Annotated in this window: 15 protein-coding genes; 9 read left to right on the top strand and 6 right to left on the bottom strand. The window is 47.8% G+C overall.

The window, feature by feature from the left end:
• Nucleotides 1-104: 104 nt before the first annotated feature.
• The 3 genes from HMPREF2596_RS11305 to rfbD all read right to left on the bottom strand — a co-directional run bounded on the left by HMPREF2596_RS11305 (nucleotide 105) and on the right by rfbD (nucleotide 4773).
• Nucleotides 105-875, bottom strand: coding sequence for a hypothetical protein (locus HMPREF2596_RS11305; protein WP_070850558.1), 771 nt, complete (start codon nucleotides 873-875; stop codon nucleotides 105-107).
• 25 nt (nucleotides 876-900) lie between these two features.
• On the bottom strand, nucleotides 901-3759 hold the full coding sequence (gene uvrA, locus HMPREF2596_RS07275) for an excinuclease ABC subunit UvrA (RefSeq protein WP_070850557.1): 2859 nt from the start codon (nucleotides 3757-3759) through the stop codon (nucleotides 901-903).
• A 150-nt stretch (nucleotides 3760-3909) separates the two neighbouring features.
• Nucleotides 3910-4773 (bottom strand): dTDP-4-dehydrorhamnose reductase, encoded by an 864-nt coding sequence (gene rfbD / locus HMPREF2596_RS07270; RefSeq protein WP_070850556.1) that lies wholly within the window; start codon nucleotides 4771-4773, stop codon nucleotides 3910-3912.
• 593 nt (nucleotides 4774-5366) lie between these two features.
• Here rfbD and HMPREF2596_RS07265 point away from each other — a divergent pair.
• From HMPREF2596_RS07265 to dld, 4 genes are all read left to right on the top strand, one after another.
• A complete protein-coding gene (locus HMPREF2596_RS07265) occupies nucleotides 5367-6650 on the top strand; it encodes a calcium-binding protein (RefSeq protein ID WP_188213990.1) in 1284 nt (427 codons plus the stop codon).
• A 163-nt stretch (nucleotides 6651-6813) separates the two neighbouring features.
• Nucleotides 6814-7677: a phosphoribosylaminoimidazolesuccinocarboxamide synthase gene (locus tag HMPREF2596_RS07260; RefSeq protein ID WP_070850554.1), complete on the top strand. Its 864-nt coding sequence runs from the start codon at nucleotides 6814-6816 to the stop codon at nucleotides 7675-7677.
• Between the two features lie 234 nt (nucleotides 7678-7911).
• A complete protein-coding gene (pnp, locus tag HMPREF2596_RS07255) occupies nucleotides 7912-10035 on the top strand; it encodes a polyribonucleotide nucleotidyltransferase (RefSeq protein WP_114139669.1) in 2124 nt (707 codons plus the stop codon).
• 164 nt (nucleotides 10036-10199) lie between these two features.
• Complete coding sequence (gene dld / locus HMPREF2596_RS07250) at nucleotides 10200-11891, top strand: D-lactate dehydrogenase (protein ID WP_070837773.1); 1692 nt, start codon at nucleotides 10200-10202, stop codon at nucleotides 11889-11891.
• A gap of 59 nt (nucleotides 11892-11950) precedes the next feature.
• Here dld and HMPREF2596_RS07245 read toward each other — a convergent pair whose 3' ends face one another.
• The 3 genes from HMPREF2596_RS07245 to HMPREF2596_RS07235 form a co-directional block, all read right to left on the bottom strand.
• Nucleotides 11951-13315 carry a sodium-dependent transporter gene (locus HMPREF2596_RS07245; RefSeq protein WP_036490675.1) on the bottom strand — a complete coding sequence of 455 codons (1365 nt, stop codon included), beginning with the start codon at nucleotides 13313-13315 and terminating at the stop codon, nucleotides 11951-11953.
• 665 nt (nucleotides 13316-13980) lie between these two features.
• Nucleotides 13981-14664, bottom strand: a complete 684-nt coding sequence (locus HMPREF2596_RS07240; protein ID WP_070850552.1) for a 16S rRNA pseudouridine(516) synthase — start codon at nucleotides 14662-14664, stop codon at nucleotides 13981-13983.
• Nucleotides 14665-14806: 142 nt separating this feature from the next.
• Nucleotides 14807-15283, bottom strand: coding sequence for an NGO0322 family iron-responsive protein (locus HMPREF2596_RS07235; protein WP_070850550.1), 477 nt, complete (start codon nucleotides 15281-15283; stop codon nucleotides 14807-14809).
• Between the two features lie 341 nt (nucleotides 15284-15624).
• On the opposite strand from HMPREF2596_RS07235, the gene dnaQ reads away from it, so the two are divergent.
• From dnaQ to HMPREF2596_RS07210, 5 genes are all read left to right on the top strand, one after another.
• Entirely contained in the window at nucleotides 15625-16362 is a 738-nt protein-coding gene (gene dnaQ, locus HMPREF2596_RS07230; RefSeq protein WP_070850547.1) for a DNA polymerase III subunit epsilon, read from the top strand.
• Nucleotides 16359-17045: a 2-C-methyl-D-erythritol 4-phosphate cytidylyltransferase gene (gene ispD, locus HMPREF2596_RS07225; RefSeq protein WP_070850545.1), complete on the top strand. Its 687-nt coding sequence runs from the start codon at nucleotides 16359-16361 to the stop codon at nucleotides 17043-17045. The genes dnaQ and ispD overlap by 4 nt, the downstream gene beginning before the upstream one ends.
• 31 nt (nucleotides 17046-17076) lie before the next feature.
• Nucleotides 17077-17556 carry a 2-C-methyl-D-erythritol 2,4-cyclodiphosphate synthase gene (ispF, locus tag HMPREF2596_RS07220; protein WP_070850544.1) on the top strand — a complete coding sequence of 160 codons (480 nt, stop codon included), beginning with the start codon at nucleotides 17077-17079 and terminating at the stop codon, nucleotides 17554-17556.
• 43 nt (nucleotides 17557-17599) lie between these two features.
• Nucleotides 17600-18271, top strand: coding sequence for a ribose-5-phosphate isomerase RpiA (gene rpiA / locus HMPREF2596_RS07215; RefSeq protein ID WP_070837795.1), 672 nt, complete (start codon nucleotides 17600-17602; stop codon nucleotides 18269-18271).
• A 73-nt stretch (nucleotides 18272-18344) separates the two neighbouring features.
• Entirely contained in the window at nucleotides 18345-19088 is a 744-nt protein-coding gene (locus tag HMPREF2596_RS07210; RefSeq protein ID WP_070850542.1) for a thermonuclease family protein, read from the top strand.
• Nucleotides 19089-19110 lie beyond the last annotated feature (22 nt).

Genomic DNA, 19110 nt, shown 5'->3' with positions numbered 1-19110 from the left:
TGCGTGCGTACCGCACACACCCTACGCGTTGGCTTTGAAGTTCCGTGTAATTCACAGGTAGGGTGTGTGGCGCAGCCACGCACGCGGCCGGTTAGGTGTGCAGGCTACGGCTGCAACTCCGTTTTATGAACTATGTTGTTATCAACTATTTTTTTATCAAATTCATTAACTAGTGTATAAATACTATCTCGAACCGCTGATAGTAGAGTATAATCAAGTTTAAGCGTAATGGATTTCTTTGAAATGTTGTAGTAATTAAAACTAGGATATGAATCACGAAATTTATTATCTACTTTTCCATCATTATGTACTAATAAATGGCGTATTTCAAGAAAAGGAAGTGCCTTATTAATGCTTTCTTCAGACACCTCTAAGTTCAATTTATCATTAAATTTTTTTAGAAGATTTTTGGTGCTTTTTTCGTTTTCTAATTTTCTAAAAACTGACTTTGCAACTAAATTAATAATCCCGTCTGCTTTACTCTCTTGTACAGTTGTTAAAACTTCATTAGCTGTAAAATTAACATTATGCTCACCTATCAAACGCTCTGGATTAAGTCCATTTTTAGCTGCAGATTGTAGTATTTCAGATAAATACAATGTGAAATTTTCATAAATATTTTTAATAAATGATTCACATATTGTAGATTTTAAATGGCTTATTGCAATTTTTCTATTATGTTCATTAGGTTTTCTCTCCCACAATATAGGGTGTTGTTGTTTGTTAACATATTTAAAAATTTTATTTTTACTTGTTTCATTTTGTTCATGTAACTCACCGTTACAAGATAAGATTTTTATTACGTCAACCAACTCAATATCCGCATCTAAGTGAGATACCCTTGAAAAAAATCGCACATGTGATTTAGTTTTCATGTTTTATATCCTCTAAAAAAATAAATCAAAAAACATTCCCTATTATACTCTTCAAATACTTCCCAGTATAACTCCCTTTAATCTTAGCCACCTGCTCTGGACTACCTTCCGCAATAATCCTCCCTCCGCCATCGCCGCCTTCCGGCCCCAAATCCACAATCCAATCCGCAGTTTTAATCACGTCCAGATTATGCTCGATAATCACTATCGAGTTGCCTTTGCCTTTCAGACGACCTATCACTTCCAGCAATAGGGCGATGTCGGCGAAGTGCAGGCCGGTGGTGGGTTCGTCGAGGATATAGAGCGTTCTGCCGGTGTCGCGTTTGGAGAGTTCCAAGGCGAGTTTGACGCGTTGGGCTTCGCCGCCGGAGAGGGTGGTGGCGGATTGGCCGAGGCGGATGTAGCCTAGGCCTACGTCCATGAGGGTTTGCAGTTTGCGCGATACGGTGGGGACGGCATCGAAAAATTCGCGGGCTTCTTCGACGGTCATGTCGAGGACTTGGCTGATGTTTTTGCCTTTGTATTGGATTTCGAGCGTTTCACGGTTGTAGCGTTTGCCGTGGCAGACTTCGCAGGGGACGTACACGTCGGGCAGGAAGTGCATTTCGACTTTGATGACGCCGTCACCTTGGCAGGCTTCGCAGCGGCCGCCTTTGACGTTGAAGGAGAATCTGCCGACGTTGTAGCCGCGTTCGCGCGAGAGGGGGACGCCGGCGAAGAGTTCGCGGATGGGGGTGAACAGGCCGGTGTAGGTGGCGGGGTTGGAGCGCGGGGTGCGGCCGATGGGGGATTGGTCGACGTTGATGACTTTGTCGAGGTGTTCGAGGCCGCGGATGTCGTCGTATGGGGCGGGTTCTTCTTGGGCGCGGTTGAGTTCGCGGGCGGTGATTTTGGCGAGGGTGTCGTTAATCAGGGTGGACTTGCCGCTGCCGGATACGCCGGTGATGCAGGTAATCAAACCGAGCGGCAGCTCAAGGGTAACGTTTTTGAGGTTGTTGCCGCGCGCGCCTTTGAGGACGAGCATTCGCTCGGGATTGACGGGCGTGCGTTCAGACGGCACGGCAATGGATTTTTTGCCGCTGAGGTATTGTCCGGTAACAGAGTTTTCGCATTTGGCGACGTTTTCGGGCGTGTCGGCAATCAGTACGTTGCCGCCGTGTTCGCCCGCGCCGGGGCCCATATCAACGACGAAATCGGCTTCGCGGATGGCGTCTTCGTCGTGTTCGACCACAATCACGCTGTTGCCCAAATCGCGCAGGCGTTTGAGGGTGGCGAGCAGGCGGTCGTTGTCGCGCTGGTGCAGGCCGATGGAGGGTTCGTCCAAAACGTACATCACGCCGGTCAGGCCGCTGCCGATTTGGCTGGCGAGGCGGATGCGTTGGGCTTCGCCGCCGGAGAGGGTTTCGGCGGAGCGGCTTAAATTCAGGTAATCCAGCCCGACGTTAATCAGGAAGCCGAGCCGCTCGGTGATTTCTTTGAGGATTTTTTCGGCGATTTGTTTTTTGTTGCCGTCCAAATCCAGCGTTTCAAAGAATTGGTGGGTTTTGGTCAACGGCCAGGCGGAAACTTCGTGCAGAGGTTCGCCGCTAACGTAAACGTAGCGGGCTTCTTTGCGCAAACGTGCGCCGCCGCAGCTTGGGCAGGCGCGGTGGTTTTGGTATTCGCGCAGTTTTTCGCGCACGGTTTCGCTGTCGGTTTCGCGGTAGCGGCGTTCGAGATTGGGGATGATGCCCTCGAAGGCGTGGCTGCGGTTGAAGGTGGTGCCGCGTTCAGACAGGTAAGTGAAATCAATGATTTCTTTACCCGAACCGTGCAACACGACTTTTTTCACTTTTTCAGGTAGCGTTTCCCAAGCAGCCTGCACATCGAAACCGTAATGCCGCGCCAGCGACTGAATCATTTGGAAATAGAACTGGTTGCGCTTGTCCCAGCCGTCAATTGCGCCCGTTGACAATGACAATTCGGGATGGGCGACCACTTTTTCGGGGTCGAAGAAATTGGTGTTGCCCAAGCCGTCGCAAGTCGGGCAGGAACCCATCGGATTGTTGAACGAAAATAGGCGCGGCTCTAATTCAGGCAGGCTGTACGAACACACGGGGCAGGCGAAACGTGCGGAAAACCAATGTTCTTCGCCGCTGTCCATTTCCATCGCCAGCGCGCGCTCGTTGCCATGGCGCAGCGCGGTTTCAAAGCTTTCCGCCAGCCGCTGCTTGATGTCCGCCTTCACTTTCACGCGGTCGATGACCACGTCGATGTTGTGCTTGATGTTTTTTTCCAGCTTCGGCACTTCGTCAAGTTGATAGACTTCGCCGTCCACGCGCACCCGCGCAAAGCCCTGCGCCTGCAAGTCGGCAAAGAAATCGACAAACTCGCCCTTACGCTCGCGCACCGCCGGCGCCAGAATCATCACGCGCGTGTCTTCCGGCAGCTTCAAGACGGCATCGACCATCTGCGACACGGTCTGGCTCGACAGCGGCAGCTTGTGTTCGGGGCAATACGGCGTGCCGACGCGGGCGTACAAAAGGCGCAGGTAATCGTGGATTTCCGTAACCGTGCCGACGGTGGAACGCGGGTTGTGGCTGGTGGATTTCTGCTCGATGGAAATCGCGGGCGACAGGCCTTCGATCAAATCGACATCGGGTTTGTCCATCATCTGCAAAAACTGCCGCGCATAGGCGGACAGGCTCTCAACATAACGCCGCTGCCCTTCGGCATACAGCGTGTCAAACGCCAGCGACGACTTGCCGCTGCCCGACAGCCCCGTGACCACTACCAGTTTGTGGCGCGGAATGTCCAAATCGACGTTTTTCAAATTATGCGTGCGCGCGCCGCGGATGCGGATGGTGTCGTTGTCGTGTGAGTGTTTGGGATGATGGTTGCACATGGTGTCAGGCCGTCTGAAAAATAAAATAAACGGCTATTGTAGCACTTTTCAAATGACAGACTGGATAGATAAAGCATTTGATATAAAAGAAACAAAGAGGCCGTCTGAAAATATGTTTTCAGACGGCCTTGATATAGATGGATCAGCTTATCAGTCGATTTTGCGGAGAATTTCGCGCAGGGCTTTTTGCCAGTCGGACGGTTTGATACCAAACTTGGTCTCTAGGCGTGAGCAATCCATAATGCTGTATGCCGGACGCGGAGCGGGCAGGGGGTATTGATCGGTGGTGATTGCGTTCAGTTCCGGAATGCGGAAGCTGTCGTCTAATTGGTGGGCCGTCTGAAAGATGGCTTTGGTAAATTCGTACCATGTTGCCGATTTATTGCCACAGTAATGGAAGATACCGCGTGGGGAAGTAGGCTGTTGCAATAAACTGATGATGGCATGAGCCAAGTCACCTGCATAAGTCGGGCAACCGGTTTGGTCATGAACGATGGAGAGGGAGTCACGCTCTTTAGCAAGGCGCAACATGGTTTTGACGAAATTGCTGCCGTATTCGCTAAACAGCCATGAAGTACGGACGATTGTACTTTCCGGATGCGCGGCTAAAGCCAAAAGCTCGCCTGCAACTTTGGATTGACCGTAAGTGCTGCGCGGATTGGTGTAGTCGGTTTCGCGGTAAGGGCGTTTGCCTTCGCCGTCGAATACATAATCAGTGGAAATATGAATAAAGCGCGCGTGTGCGGCGCGGGCGGCTGCGGCCAGGTTGTGAACAGCGGTTGCGTTGACGGCAAAAGCAGCCTCTGCGTTTTCTTCTGCTTTATCGACGGCAGTGTAAGCCGCGGCATTAACGATGGCATCGGGTTGGAAGTTTTTGATCATGTGATGCACGGCTTCGGTATCGGTAATGTCCAGCGAAGTAGAGTCGGTAGCAATCAGTTCCCAATCTTCGGGCAGGCGGTCGCGCAGACAGCGGGCAAGCTGGCCTTTGGCTCCGGTCAATAAAGTACGCATGGTTGAGTATCTCCTCTGATGGCTGTTAAATAGGTGTCTGCGTCATTATAGTGTAAGTACGACAAATTCACATTATTAGCATCGAACAAAATACAAACAGGGCCGTGTTTGAGTAAGTAGTCGATATTATCTACCTATAATGTAACTATTTATCAATATTTTAATAATATACTATAACTATAGTTAAAATATAGGTTTTAACTAGATGGATTAAGCAGTTATATTGGTTAAGAGATTGTGAATCAATGTTAATGTTTTTATGATTATTAGGATAATGGTATTTAAAATTAGGGGAGCATCTGTCCTTTTGTCGGTAAATTCTACCGTTTGATATATTTGAGTAAATATTTTGCAAAATATTACTAAAATAATAATTGGGCAAGGGCGGATTTGCTCGTTCCGTCAACCCAATATTTTATTAACTTTTGGGAGTAATTATTATGGCATACTGTTACGGGGGGTATTATACTAGACCCCTGGTTAGTTCTTACTGCGCTCCTGCGCCTAAGGCTTCCTACTCTTCTTACTACTGCGCTCCTGCAGCAAAATCTTCTGTTTCTATCGGCAGCATTGCTAGCATTGCCAGCGTTGGCGTGTCAGTAGTTAACGCGGTAACCGGTTTGGTTTCTGCTATTGCGGCTTTCTGCCCACCGGCAAAAACGCCTAACTACAAATGTGTTCCGGTTTGCCCACCTTACAACTGCGATCCAATCAAACCGATCCCATGTCCAAAACCACAACCAAAACCTCAGCCTAAGCCTCAACCAAAACCTGAGCCTAAACCTGAGCCACAACCAGAACCTCAACCAGAACCAAAACCACAACCAAAACCTGAGCCTAAGCCAGAACCAAAACCTGAGCCGAAACCAGAACCTAAGCCAGAGCCAAAACCTGAGCCTAAACCAGAACCCAAACCGGATTGCAAAGATTGTAAAGACGATCACAATCAAGACAATTCATACGGTCACGAAGATAAAAACCCTGGTAATGTCATCCGAGCCGAAGACTGCAAAGACGGCAACGTTATCCGCGGTACTGATGAGAAAGATACCATTTACGGTACTGCTTGCGAAGACATCATCTACGGTGGCAACGGTACAGACGTAATCTACGCCGGTGCCGGTAACGACACCATTTACGGTGATGCCGACGGCGACTCTCTGTACGGTGAAGACGGTAAAGACTACCTGCAAGGCGGTGCCGGTAACGACTACCTGAACGGTGGTTCCGGTGCAGACATCATGCGCGGTGGCGACGGTAACGACGTTTATTTCGTTGACAACGTTAACGACCAAGTTATCGAGTACGGCAATGCACACGCCGGTATCGATACTGTCCGTACCGTTATTGACTACACCTTGACCGATCACGTTGAAAACCTGATTTTGCAAGGTATGCAAAACCTGAACGGTACCGGTAACTCTTTGAACAACAACATCGAAGGCAACGGCGGCGACAACCATCTGTACGGTTTGGCCGGCGACGACTGCCTGGTGGGTAAAGACGGTAACGACTACCTCGACGGCGGCGTCGGCAACGACATCCTGATCGGCGGTACCGGTAACGATACTTACTTCTTCGACAAAGGTTACGGTCACGACACTATCCGTGAAGAAAGCGGTAATGACACCTTGTTGTTCGGTAAAGGCGTTGCAGCTTCTGACGTATTGCTGAGCAAATCAGGTGCTAACCTGACTGTTTCTGTTGGTACTAACGACAGCATCACCATCGATGACTGGTTTACCGGTAACGATCACAAAGTTGAAAACTTCAAGTTTGCTGACGGTAGCACTTACCAAGTAACCGGCCACGGCGACTACTACTCTCTGTCTGCTGTGAACCAAATCCAAGATCAGACTCAGGCTCCTGCTATCTGATAAGATGATGGTTTTTAGGGTTTATCCCTAAAATCAAAGGCTAAGGCCGTCTGAAACCGAGCTATAAGGTTTCAGACGGCCTTTATTTTGTAAACAATCTGACGAAAGATGCTAAATTGGGCTAAAATACCAAATTCTTCTGTTTACCAAAGAGATACCCGAAATGTCTGAAATCAGCTTGAAAAAAATCTACTCCGGCAAAGTCCGCGATTTGTACGAAATTGATGATAAACGTATGTTGATGGTTGCTTCCGACCGTCTGTCTGCATTCGATGTGATTTTGGATGATCCGATTCCGGGTAAAGGGGAGATTCTGACGCAGATTTCCAATTTCTGGTTTAAAAAACTGGCTCATATCATGCCTAACCATTTTACCGGTCAGACGGTTTACGATGTTTTGCCTGAAAACGAAGCCAAAGCTTTGGAGAAACGCGCCGTTGTGGCTAAAAAACTCACTCCGGTGAAAGTAGAGGCCATTGTGCGCGGTTATCTGGCAGGCAGCGGTTGGAAAGATTATCAAAAAACCGGTTCTGTCTGCGGTATTCAACTGCCTGAAGGTATGCAGGAAGCGCAGCAGTTGCCCGAAGTGATTTTTACGCCATCGACCAAAGCCGCAGTCGGCGATCATGATGAAAATATCAGCTTTGAAGAATGCGAATGCATCATTGGTAAAGAGCTGGCGGCGGAAGTGCGCACCAAAGCGATTCAGCTTTATACAGAAGCGGCCGAATATGCGAAATCTCGCGGTATTATTATTTGTGATACCAAGTTTGAATTTGGTTTGGATAAAGAAGGTACGCTGACTTTGATGGATGAAGTATTGACGCCTGACTCCAGTCGCTTTTGGCCTGCAGACCAATACAAAGTCGGTACCAATCCGCCGTCTTTTGACAAACAGTTTGTCCGTGACTGGCTGGAGCAAAGCGGTTGGAACAAAAAAGCGCCTGCGCCTAAAGTGCCTGCCGATGTGATTCAGAAAACGGTCGAAAAATATCAGGAAGCATTGACTTTACTGACACAAGATTGATTTTGAAGACTGAAGGCCGTCTGAAAAGGATATGTTTCAGACGGCCTTTTTATTGTATCAATACTGGATTTTAAGGATAGTTGCCTTTATAATTGAAAGTTGTTTTCAGCGTCCGAAAAGGCCGTCTGAAAGCTTGTTTATAACCTGCCGCACGGTCTGAAACCCTAACTATGCACATTCGGATTTTAGTGTGCATTATTAGTGTTTTAGCAGTGCGGTATTTTGAAAGGAACAATGATGTTCAATAAACACGTTAAGACCTTCCAATACGGTAATCAAACCGTTACTTTGGAAACCGGCGAAATTGCCCGCCAAGCCGCCGCTGCCGTTAAAGTATCCATGGGCGACACCGTTGTTTTGGTTGCCGTTACCACCAACAAAGAAGTGAAAGAAGGCCAAGACTTCTTCCCTCTGACTGTCGATTACCTCGAGCGTACTTACGCAGCAGGTAAAATCCCCGGCGGTTTCTTCAAACGCGAAGGCAAACAAAGCGAAAAAGAAATCCTGACCAGCCGTCTGATCGACCGTCCGATTCGTCCTCTGTTCCCCGAAGGTTTCTACCACGACATCCAAATCGTAGCGATGGTCGTGTCTGTTGACCCTGAAATCGATTCTGACATTCCTGCAATGCTGGGCGCATCTGCCGCGCTGGTGTTGAGCGGCGTACCGTTTGCCGGTCCGATTGGTGCGGCACGCGTGGGTTATGTAAACGGCGTGTACGTTTTGAACCCGACTAAAGCCGAATTGGCGAAATCACAATTGGACTTGGTGGTTGCCGGTACTTCCAAAGCCGTGTTGATGGTGGAATCCGAAGCTGACATTTTGTCTGAAGAAGTGATGCTGGGCGCGGTTGTTTACGGTCACGATCAAATGCAAGTGGCCATTAATGCCATCAATGAGTTTGCCGATGAAGTCAATCCGGAAGTTTGGGATTGGAAAGCACCTGAAACCAATGAAGAATTGGTGGCCAAAGTACGCGAAATTGCCGGTGAAACCATTAAAGAAGCATTCAAAATCCGTCAAAAACAAGCGCGTTCTGCCAAATTGGACGAAGCTTGGAATGCGGTAAAAGAAGCGTTGATTACCGAAGAAACCGACACTTTGGCAGCCAACGAAATCAAAGGTATTTTCAAACACTTGGAAGCCGATGTTGTCCGCAGCCAAATTTTGGACGGCCAACCTCGCATCGACGGTCGCGACACCCGCACCGTCCGTCCGTTGAACATTCAAACCGGCGTATTGCCGCGCACTCACGGTTCCGCACTGTTTACCCGTGGCGAAACCCAAGCTTTGGCGGTTGCAACTTTGGGTACTTCACGTGATGAACAAATCATTGATGCGCTGTCCGGCGAATACACCGACCGCTTCATGCTGCACTACAACTTCCCGCCATACTCTACCGGCGAAGTGGGTCGCGTAGGCGCGCCAAAACGTCGTGAAATCGGTCACGGCCGCTTGGCTAAACGTGCGTTGTTGGCTGTATTGCCAGAACCTGAAGATTTCAGCTATACCATGCGCGTGGTTTCTGAAATTACCGAATCCAACGGCTCTTCCTCTATGGCTTCCGTCTGCGGCGGCTGCTTGAGCCTGCTGTCTGCCGGTGTGCCTTTGAAAGCACACGTTGCCGGTATCGCCATGGGTCTGATTTTGGATAACAACAAATTTGCCGTCCTGACCGACATCTTGGGCGACGAAGACCATTTGGGCGATATGGACTTTAAAGTAGCCGGTACAACCGAAGGTGTAACCGCGTTGCAAATGGACATCAAAATCCAAGGTATTACCAAAGAAATCATGCAAATCGCTTTGGCTCAGGCCAAAGAAGCACGTTTGCACATCTTGGATCAGATGAAAGCCGCCGTTGCAGGCCCACAAGAGCTGTCTGCACACGCGCCACGCTTGTTCACCATGAAAATCAACCAAGACAAAATCCGTGATGTGATTGGTAAAGGCGGCGAGACCATTCGTTCGATTACCGCTGAAACCGGTACTGAAATCAATATTGCTGAAGACGGTACCATCACTATCGCTGCAACTACTCAAGAAGCAGGCGATGCGGCGAAAAAACGCATCGAAGAAATCACTGCCGAAGTGGAAGTGGGCAAAGTGTACGAAGGTACTGTGGTTAAAATCCTCGACAACAACGTTGGCGCGATTGTCAGCGTAATGCCGGGCAAAGACGGTTTGGTACACATCAGCCAAATCGCCCACGAGCGCGTACGTAATGTCAGCGACTACCTGCAAGTCGGTCAGGTTGTGAACGTGAAAGCATTGGAAGTAGACGACCGCGGCCGCGTACGTCTGTCTATCAAAGCTTTGCTGGAAGCGCCTGCTCGCGAAGAGAAAGCCACTGAATAATCTGATTATTCAAGCTTGAAACAAAAGGCCGTCTGAAAATTTCAGACGGCCTTTTGTTTATTTGAATGATGAATTTAAAAATGGGTTTTGCCTTTACTTTGATAAAAGGGATTACTACAATGTTTGCAATCTAATAAATATATTAATCTCTCAAGGAGTATGCAATGAATGCTACGCAATTAATCAGCCGGCTGACGCAAACCGTCGGCGAAAAATACATCATCACAGACCCGGCAAAAACCGAGCAATACCGACAAGGCTACCGTTTTGGCGAAGGCAAGGCGCTGGCGGTTGTTCGTCCTGGTACGGTTTTGGAAATGTGGCAAATATTGCAGGCGTGTGTTGAGGCTGATGTCATTGTGATTACGCAGGCCGCCAATACCGGTCTGACCGGCGGCTCGACTCCTGACGGCAATGATTACGACCGCGATATCGTGATTGTGAATACCATGCGCCTGAACATCATTCAGCCGATTAATAATAACGAACAAGTTGTCTGTCTGCCCGGTTCTACCCTGAATCAATTGGAGTTGCTGCTGAAACCTTTAGGCCGTGAGCCGCATTCCGTGATTGGTTCGTCCTGTATCGGCGCATCCGTATTGGGCGGCGTATGTAATAACTCCGGCGGCGCTTTGGTACAGCGTGGCCCGGCTTATACAGAAATGGCACTGTTTGCGCAAATCAACGAAGAGGGTAAGTTGGAGCTGGTCAACCATTTGGGCATTGATTTGGGTGAAACCCCCGAAGAAATTCTGACCAATCTGCAAGGTTTTCATTATCAGAAAAAAGACATTGTTCAAAATGCAGGCAAAGGGCATGACCATGCGTACTGCGATCATGTTCGCCAAGTGAATGAACCGACTGCCGCCCGTTTTAATGCCGACCCTGCGCGTCACTACGAAGCATCAGGTTGCGCGGGCAAGCTGATGGTGTTTGCCGTGCGCTTGGATACTTTCCCGCAAGAAAAACAGACTGCCGTCTTCTATATCGGCACCAATGATATTAATGAGCTGACCGATATTCGTCGCGCCGCTTTGAGCGAGTTTAAAAACCTGCCAATTTCCGGTGAGTATATCCATCGTCATGCTTTTGATATTGCTGCCGTTTATGGCAAAGACACTTTTTATATCATCAAGACGTTCGGTACCCACCAACTTCCGAAACTGTTTGATCTGAAAGCTCGTGTGGATAGATTCAGCAAAAAGATAAGTTTCTTACCGAAACACTTCTCTGATAAATTCATGCAACTGATCAGTAAGATTTTGCCCGATCACTTGCCGAAATCTATGCGCAATTATCGCGACAAATACGAACACCATTTGATCTTGAAAATGGGCGGGGAGGGCGTAGAGGAAGCACGTTCCTTCTTGAAAGAATATTTTGCAACCCATGGCGGCGCATTCTTTGAATGTAATGCCGAAGAAACGCAGGCGGCTATGCTGCATCGCTTTGCTGTGGCTTCTGCCGCGATCCGTTACCGTTCTGTACATGATGATGAAGTAGAGGATTTGGTTGCACTCGATATCGCCTTGCGCCGTGATGATCGTGATTGGTTTGAAACCCTGCCGCCCGAAATCGACAATAAAATCATCCATAAATTGTATTACGGACATTTTATGTGCCATGTGTTCCATCAGGATTACATCATTAAAAAAGGCAACGACTGCATGGCTTTGGAACATGAAATGCTCCATCTGCTTGACCAACGCGGTGCGCAATATCCTGCCGAGCATAATGTCGGTCATCTGTATGAAGCCAAGCCAGAGTTGAAACAGTTCTATAAAAAACTCGACCCGACCAACAGCTTCAACCCCGGTATCGGTAAAACCAGTAAGAAGAAAAACTGGGCAGAATAAAGCGTAGTTAAAATAAAGGCCGTCTGAATATTTCAGACGGCCTTTTTGTATGCTGTTTATCAGAACAAGTTGCTGACAAAAATCAGCAAAATCACCAACGGCACGAGATATTTCACATAGGCAAACCAGATATTGACCGTCGTATGGTTGCCTTTATAAAGCAATTCGTCCTTTGCTTCGTCCTTCATTACGAAACCGACAAACAGCGCGGAGCCGAGCGCGGTCAGCATAAACAAGATGTTGCCGCTGATGTAGTCAAAAGCATCAAAAATATTTTTGCCGAACACGGAAACGTCTTTCCACGGGCCATAGCTCAAAATAGACGGAATGTTGCCGAAGATGAAGATGGCAGCCAAGACAATCGTAATCGCAGCGGTGCGGCGGATTTTGGTTTTTTCCTGAATCGTCGTAATCAATACTTCATAAATCGTCAGCGAAGTCGTCAGCGCGGCAATCAGGAGCAGCGAGAAGAAAATCACGGCGAACACAGGGCCTGCCCACATATTCGAGAATACAATCGGCAAGCTCTGGAATACCAAAGTCGGGCCGGAATTGGGTGCGACGCCGAAGCTGAAGAGCGACGGGAAAATCATAAAGCCCGCCAACACGGCGATGATGGTATTGGTAATGGCGGTAATGACTGCGGTTTGAACCAGATTTTCGTTTTTATCCAGATAGCTGGACAAGGTAATCATCACGCCGAAACCCAAGCTCAAGGCGAAGAATACTTGACCTAAAACGAAGACGAAAAGTTCGGCGGTAATTTTGCTGAAATCAGGCTTCAGATAGAAAGTAATCCCTTCCATCGCGCCCGGCAGGGTAACGTTGCGCACGACCATGGCAATCAGGAATAAAAACAGCAAAGGCATCAGGTATTTTGCCGCTTTTTCAATACCGCCGATGACGCCTTTGACCAAAATCCATTGGTTTACGACCACAAATAAGAAAGTGTAGAACGCAATTTCCCAAGGGCTGTTTTCGATGTGTTCGGTAAAGAAGCTTTTGGTAACTTCGCCGCTGACAGGGCTGGAAATGTCCAAATTGCCACCGATGATGTTGACGATGTAGCTGATGACCCAGCCGCCGAGCACCATGTAATAAGCCATGATGCCGAATGCGCCGAGCAGGCCCATCCAACCGACCGCTTTCCAAACTTTGGCAACAGGTTTGCCGTTCATTGAGCCACCGAATGCATCCAGCGCGTTCACGCCTTTACGGCGGCCGATGACGTTTTCCACCAAAATCATCGGAATACCGATGACCAACATGGCGATACAGAACAAAAACACATATGCGCCGCCGCCGTTTTCACCGACTAAATACGGGAAACGCCACGTTGCGCCGAAACCGACAGTCGCGCCGGCAACGGTAAGGATATAAGTCAAACGGTTGGACCAAGTTTGACGGGGTTGATTGGAAGACATAAAAACTCAGATACATGAAAATAAAGACAACATTTTACCGCAAAGATTTAACGAATCTTGACTAAAGTCTGAAAAGAATGTTAGGTAAAAAAACTATTTAATGAAGAATTTTTAGTGAGTTTTTCTAGTCTACTTGATATGGAAACGTGCAAACAGAGAATTCGGCTAAGGTAATATTGAATAAACGGTATCAGTAGAGGCCGTCTGAATGGCATACGTTTATACCTGTTTGGATAGCCGACAGCGCTCTTTTTATGAAACGATTCATTTGAAGTTGAACGGGTTCGGATGGGTGCAGAAGAAATCGGAAACTAAGTGGGAATAATGGCAAGCAATGAATAGGGTTGCACGGTTTGGAAATGATGGACTTTGATAAGGAGAGGCCGTCTGAAAGTACATTTGCAGACCTGCCGAATTTTAGATAAAAAAAACCATCTATACTAAGGGGAAAGTATAGATGGCCAAACACATTACGGGGAAAACGTCTTACTCACTTACTCACTTCTCTCGAAGCAAGTGTTACTCAGACAGGGGAATTATACAATAGTTCAGTCCTTCTAGTGTTAAATTCTGTTAAATAAAAATAATAAGGTTTAGATGATTGATTTTAAATAAATTAAAAATCCATTTTGTTTAAAAAATTATCTCAAAAATTTGGAATTTTTTTAGATTTGGATGAATTTCCATTCTCCGGCGGCCAAATCGTCGACATTCCAGTCGCCGAATTGTTCACGGTGGAGCTGCTCGACACGGTTGCCTGCGGCTGCGACCATGCGCTTGACCTGATGGTATTTGCCCTCGGTAATGGTCATCATCAATGTGTTTGGGTCGGCCAACACTGCTCCGGCGGCAGCGACGGTTTCATTATCGTCATGTAGGAGGACGCCGTTTTTCAGTGTAGCGCAAAGGGTATCATCGGCAGGATGCTTCAAGGTAACGCGGTAGAGCTTCGGAACTTTGTGTTTGGGCGAAGTAACGCGGTGGTTAAATTGCCCGTCGTTGGTAATCAGAATAATGCCGGTTGTGTCTGCATCCAAGCGGCCGACTGCCTGCATATCGATATTGCGCATATGGTCGGGAAAAAGGCTGAAGATGCTCGGATATTGCTGGGGTTTGTGCGAAGTTTCGTAATCCGCAGGCTTATGAAGCAAAATGTAGAAATAGGGCATGGGTACGGCGGCAATCTCTTCGCCGTCAACAGACAGGGTATGCACTTGAGACGGGTCGATATCGTCTTTGGCACGATTATGAATTTCGCCGTTGATGGCGATACAGTCATTGTCTATCAGCCACTGGCATTGCTTGCGGCTGCCGAGACCTTGCGATTGGATGTATTTGAGCAGTTGCATGGTTGAAAAGTAGGAAATGTTCAGACGGCCTTTATTGTACTGGAAAACCGGTTTTAAGGCCGTCTGAAAAGCAGAGGCAAAAAAATCGCCCCTTTAAAATGTTAAGGGGCGCAAAAGGAACACAAACCACTACCAAAAACTGTTACAGGGCAAATTCTCCTATTTGATGTGTTGCCGGATAAAGTGCTTTCATCAGGTCATGTGGTGAAAGCGAGAAATCTTTGCTGTTTGTCGTCAGACGGCCTTGCTGAGGCGTGAGTTCGAGCAATCGGGCGTTTGCCGACTGGATAAACTTGTTTTTCGTGCGCTGCATTTTTCGTTGCAGGGCGGAAACAACGCGGTTGTACAGACTGTCTTTTTGCTTGACTTCGCGTGTGTCGGCCACCCAGCTTAAGCGCGTATTGCCGTCTTCATCTTCAATCAGCAGGATGCCGGTTTCTGATTGGGGCGATTTGCCCATGCAAGGAAGCCAAACATAATAGCGGCCATCTAAAGTAATGAATACTGCGTCGTGTACTTCGCACTCATCGCAATATTTGGTGGCGATTAAAGAGCGGATGGCTTGTTGGTGCAGTCTCAGAATGTCAAGGGAGACTTGCTTAAAAATACTTTCGGGCATTTTCTTCTCCTTTCATTCTGTTGTGCGGTTGTTTTGTTTCGATGGGTTGTATTATACGGAGATTTTTTAAATTTGCAAATGATAATTGTTCCTATTATTTAAATAATAAGTAAGGTATTCATTATTAAAGAAATTAAATTTAAAAAATTTTGTAGAAATTGGATTTTCTACTCAAAATTGGAGTAATAGCCGGCCAATAGATGAAAAAAGAATAAAGGCCGTCTGAACAAATCCAGCGTTAAAAGGGCATTTGAAAAGCAGCTAAAGTTTTGCTGACTATACATTTCAGACGGCCTTCAGTATGATTCAGGACGTTTTGATAATTGCAGAAACCACCAACCATGAGCCAACGTCAGATTATCCTCGATACGGAAACCACGGGCCTTTATCCTGAAAACGGCGACCGTCTGGTCGAATTTGCCGGCTTGGAAATGATCAACCGCCAAATGACCGACTCGAACCTTCATTTATATGTCCACCCGGAACGCGATATGCCGGAGGAAGCGGCGAAGGTGCATGGTTTGACGATTGAAGTATTGGAAGCGAAGAATGCGCCGCCGTTTGCCCAAGTGGGTAAACAGATTGCCGACTTTATTCGTGGCGCAGAGCTGATTATCCATAACGCTAAGTTTGACGTCGGCTTCCTGAATATGGAATTTCGCCGCATGGGGCTGCCTTCTATTGAAGAACTGGGTTGTAAAGTCACCGACACGCTGGCCATGGCGCGTGAAATGTTTCCGGGGCAAAAGGCAAGCTTGGATGCCTTGTGCAACCGCTTTTCCGTTGACCGCAGCAAACGTGTCTTGCACGGCGCGTTAATCGACTGCGAGCTTTTGGGTGAAGTCTATCTTGCCATGACGCGTCAGCAGTTCGACCTGATGGGCGGCGAGGTGGAAGAAGAGGGCGAAGTCAAACCAACCATTATTGCCGAAACCAAACGTACGTCGCAGTTGAAAGTCATCAAAGCCGATGCGGAAGAGCTGACCGCGCATGAAAAATATTTGGACGATTTGGGCGAAGCGTGCGTATGGCGCAAGGCTGAAACACCGGATGAGGCCGATGCCGGAGCGTCAGCATGATGCGCCGCAATATCGCTTTGATTCCCGCTGCCGGTGTCGGGGCGCGATTTGGCGCGGGAAAACCCAAACAATATGTTGAAATCAATGGTAAAACCGTATTGCAACACACCATAGAAATTTTTGAGCAACACTCACGCATAGATTTAATTGCCGTTATTCTTTCGCCGGAAGATTCGGTTTTTCAGACGGCCCTGTCTGAGAAGGTGCGTGTCTTCCGAGTGGGCGGTGCAAGTCGTGCCGAAACGGTACGCAATGGTGTGTCCGTTTTATTGGAGCAAGGTTTGGCCGAGGCGCAAGACAATATTTTGGTTCATGATGCCGCGCGCTGTTGCCTGCCTGCCGAAGCGTTAACGCGTTTGCTTGATGAGGCAGGCGAGAATGATGAAGGCGGCATTCTGGCCATACCGGTAGCTGATACGCTCAAGCGGGCAGACGGCAGTCACCATATTAATGAAACCGTTGCACGCGCAGGATTATGGCAGGCGCAAACGCCGCAGCTTTTTCAGACGGCCTTATTAAATCGCGCCTTATCGGTTGATGATTTAAGTGAGATTACGGATGAAGCGTCAGCGGTTGAAAAACTGGGTATCCGGCCGCGCTTGGTGCAGGGCGATACGCGTAATTTAAAATTGACGCTGCCGCAAGACGAATACATTGTCAGATTGTTGCTCAAGGCCGTCTGAACAATCAAAACCCATTATTTAAGGAAACAATATGAATATCCGTGTCGGACAGGGCTACGATGTCCATCAGTTGGTTGAAGGGCGAGATTTGATACTCGGCGGCGTCAACATTCCGTTTGAAAAGGGCTTACTGGGCCATTCCGATGCCGATGCACTTTTGCATGCGATTATCGATGCTCTGTTGGGCGCCGCCGGTTTGGGCGATATCGGCAGCCATTTTCCTGATACTGCCGCTGAGTTCAAAGATGCAAACAGCCGTGTGCTGTTGCGTGAGGCTTATCAAAGCGTGCAGGCATTGGGTTGGAAGGTGGTTAATGTCGATACGACCGTGATTGCGCAAAAACCCAAACTCGCGCCACATATTCCGGCCATGCGCGCCAAAATTGCCGTAGATTTAGGCTTGCCTGAGAACTGCGTCAACATCAAAGGCAAAACCAACGAAAAACTCGGCTATCTGGGGCGTATAGAAGCCATTGAAGCACAAGCGGCAGTATTGCTGATTAAAGCCTAAGGGCTTAAAATCGTTTCATCATTCAAACCGAAAGACTGACAACATGGCAACTCAAGACGAACTTAAACGCATTGCCGCCGAAAAAGCGGTGGAATTTGTTCCTGAAAACGAATACATCGGTATTGGCACCGGCTCTACCATTAACTTTTTTATCGAAGCTTTGGGTAAAAGCGGTAAGAAAATCAAGGGCGCCGTATCTACTTCCAAAAAATCCAGCGAGCTTTTGGCAAAATACGAAATTCCAGAAGTTTCACTGAATGATGTGATGGGTTTGGCGGTTTATGTTGACGGCGCAGACGAAGTCAACCACGCGCTGCAAATGATTAAAGGCGGCGGTGGTGCACATTTGAACGAAAAAATCGTGGCCAGTGCATCGGATAAATTTGTCTGTATCGCCGATGAAAGCAAATATGTTTCCCGTTTGGGCAAATTCCCATTGCCGGTAGAAGTGGTTGAAAATGCCCGTTCGCTGGTGTCGCGCAAACTGCTTGCCATGGGCGGACAGCCTGAGTTGCGTGTCGGCTATACTACTTTCTATGGCAACCAAATCGTTGATGTTCACGGCCTCAATATCGATCAAGCCCTGAAAATGGAAGACGAAATCAATAAAATCACCGGCGTAGTTGAAAACGGTATTTTTGCCCGCGATGCCGCCGATGTGTTGGTTTTGGGTACGGCAGAAGGCGCAAAAGTCATCCTGCCTTGTCAGGATTAATGAAGATTAATCAACCTTAAAGGCCGTCTGAAAGTACATCAGGTCTTTCAGACGGCCTTCAATTTGGCAAAATATGCAAATCAGTAAAATTATAAAATGGTTGCCCGTTGTTTTATCCGTGTTGGGCGCCCTGGGCTATAGTTCACGCGATACCGAGTTGATTCGTAGCGGGGTAAGCGTTGCCGCAACATTGGCACAAAACGACAATATCGGTTTGGAAAAGGTCAATGAATGGCTGGGAGAAAATGTCATCAAAGCCACATCTGACACCAAAACCGAAGCTGAGCCCAAGCAAGAACAGAAACAAAAACAAAAGGCATCGCGACAAACTTACACATACAACGGAAAAATTATCAAAATCCATGATGGCGATACCATACACATTATCGATAGCGACGGCCGAAAACACAAAATCCGCATGGCCTATATCGATGCGCCGGAAATCAATCAGGCCTATGGTACACAATCACGAGACAATCTGATTGATGCCGCATTGAATAAAAAAGCCAAAGTACGCGTGTTTGAAAGTGACCGCTATCAGCGTGAAGTTGCCCAAGTATCAGTCGGCACGATTGACTTGAATTTAATGCAGATACGGGATGGCGCCGCATGGCATTACGAAAGCTATGCTAAAAAACAACAAAGTAAAACCGCCTACACCGACTATTCGGCCGCACAAAAACAAGCCAAGGAAAAACGTAAAGGCTTATGGAAAAAAGACAATCCGCAAGCTCCTTGGCAATTTCGCCGTCAAAACCACGAACAGCAGAACGGTAATAAAAAGCAGTCTGATAAACAATGGTTTGGGATTTGGTAGGTTTTAAGAAAGAGGCCGTCTG

The sequence above is a fragment of the Neisseria sp. HMSC078C12 genome, assembly GCF_001838065.1.
Classification (GTDB): Bacteria; Pseudomonadota; Gammaproteobacteria; order Burkholderiales; family Neisseriaceae; genus Neisseria.
The sequence above is the reverse complement of the archived record's forward strand: the minus strand, read 5'-3'. Positions and strand labels throughout refer to the sequence as shown.

Coding starts and splice junctions, on each gene's coding strand:
- HMPREF2596_RS07240 (WP_070850552.1), bottom strand. CDS start 14,664: ATGCAACTGCTCAAATACATCCAATCGCAAGGTCTCGGCAGCCGCAAG.
- HMPREF2596_RS07235 (WP_070850550.1), bottom strand. CDS start 15,283: ATGCCCGAAAGTATTTTTAAGCAAGTCTCCCTTGACATTCTGAGACTG.
- HMPREF2596_RS07245 (WP_036490675.1), bottom strand. CDS start 13,315: ATGTCTTCCAATCAACCCCGTCAAACTTGGTCCAACCGTTTGACTTAT.
- HMPREF2596_RS07260 (WP_070850554.1), top strand. CDS start 6,814: ATGTCTGAAATCAGCTTGAAAAAAATCTACTCCGGCAAAGTCCGCGAT.
- ispD (WP_070850545.1), top strand. CDS start 16,359: ATGATGCGCCGCAATATCGCTTTGATTCCCGCTGCCGGTGTCGGGGCG.
- ispF (WP_070850544.1), top strand. CDS start 17,077: ATGAATATCCGTGTCGGACAGGGCTACGATGTCCATCAGTTGGTTGAA.
- uvrA (WP_070850557.1), bottom strand. CDS start 3,759: ATGTGCAACCATCATCCCAAACACTCACACGACAACGACACCATCCGC.
- HMPREF2596_RS07210 (WP_070850542.1), top strand. CDS start 18,345: ATGCAAATCAGTAAAATTATAAAATGGTTGCCCGTTGTTTTATCCGTG.
- HMPREF2596_RS11305 (WP_070850558.1), bottom strand. CDS start 875: ATGAAAACTAAATCACATGTGCGATTTTTTTCAAGGGTATCTCACTTA.
- rfbD (WP_070850556.1), bottom strand. CDS start 4,773: ATGCGTACTTTATTGACCGGAGCCAAAGGCCAGCTTGCCCGCTGTCTG.
- rpiA (WP_070837795.1), top strand. CDS start 17,600: ATGGCAACTCAAGACGAACTTAAACGCATTGCCGCCGAAAAAGCGGTG.
- pnp (WP_114139669.1), top strand. CDS start 7,912: ATGATGTTCAATAAACACGTTAAGACCTTCCAATACGGTAATCAAACC.
- dld (WP_070837773.1), top strand. CDS start 10,200: ATGAATGCTACGCAATTAATCAGCCGGCTGACGCAAACCGTCGGCGAA.
- dnaQ (WP_070850547.1), top strand. CDS start 15,625: ATGAGCCAACGTCAGATTATCCTCGATACGGAAACCACGGGCCTTTAT.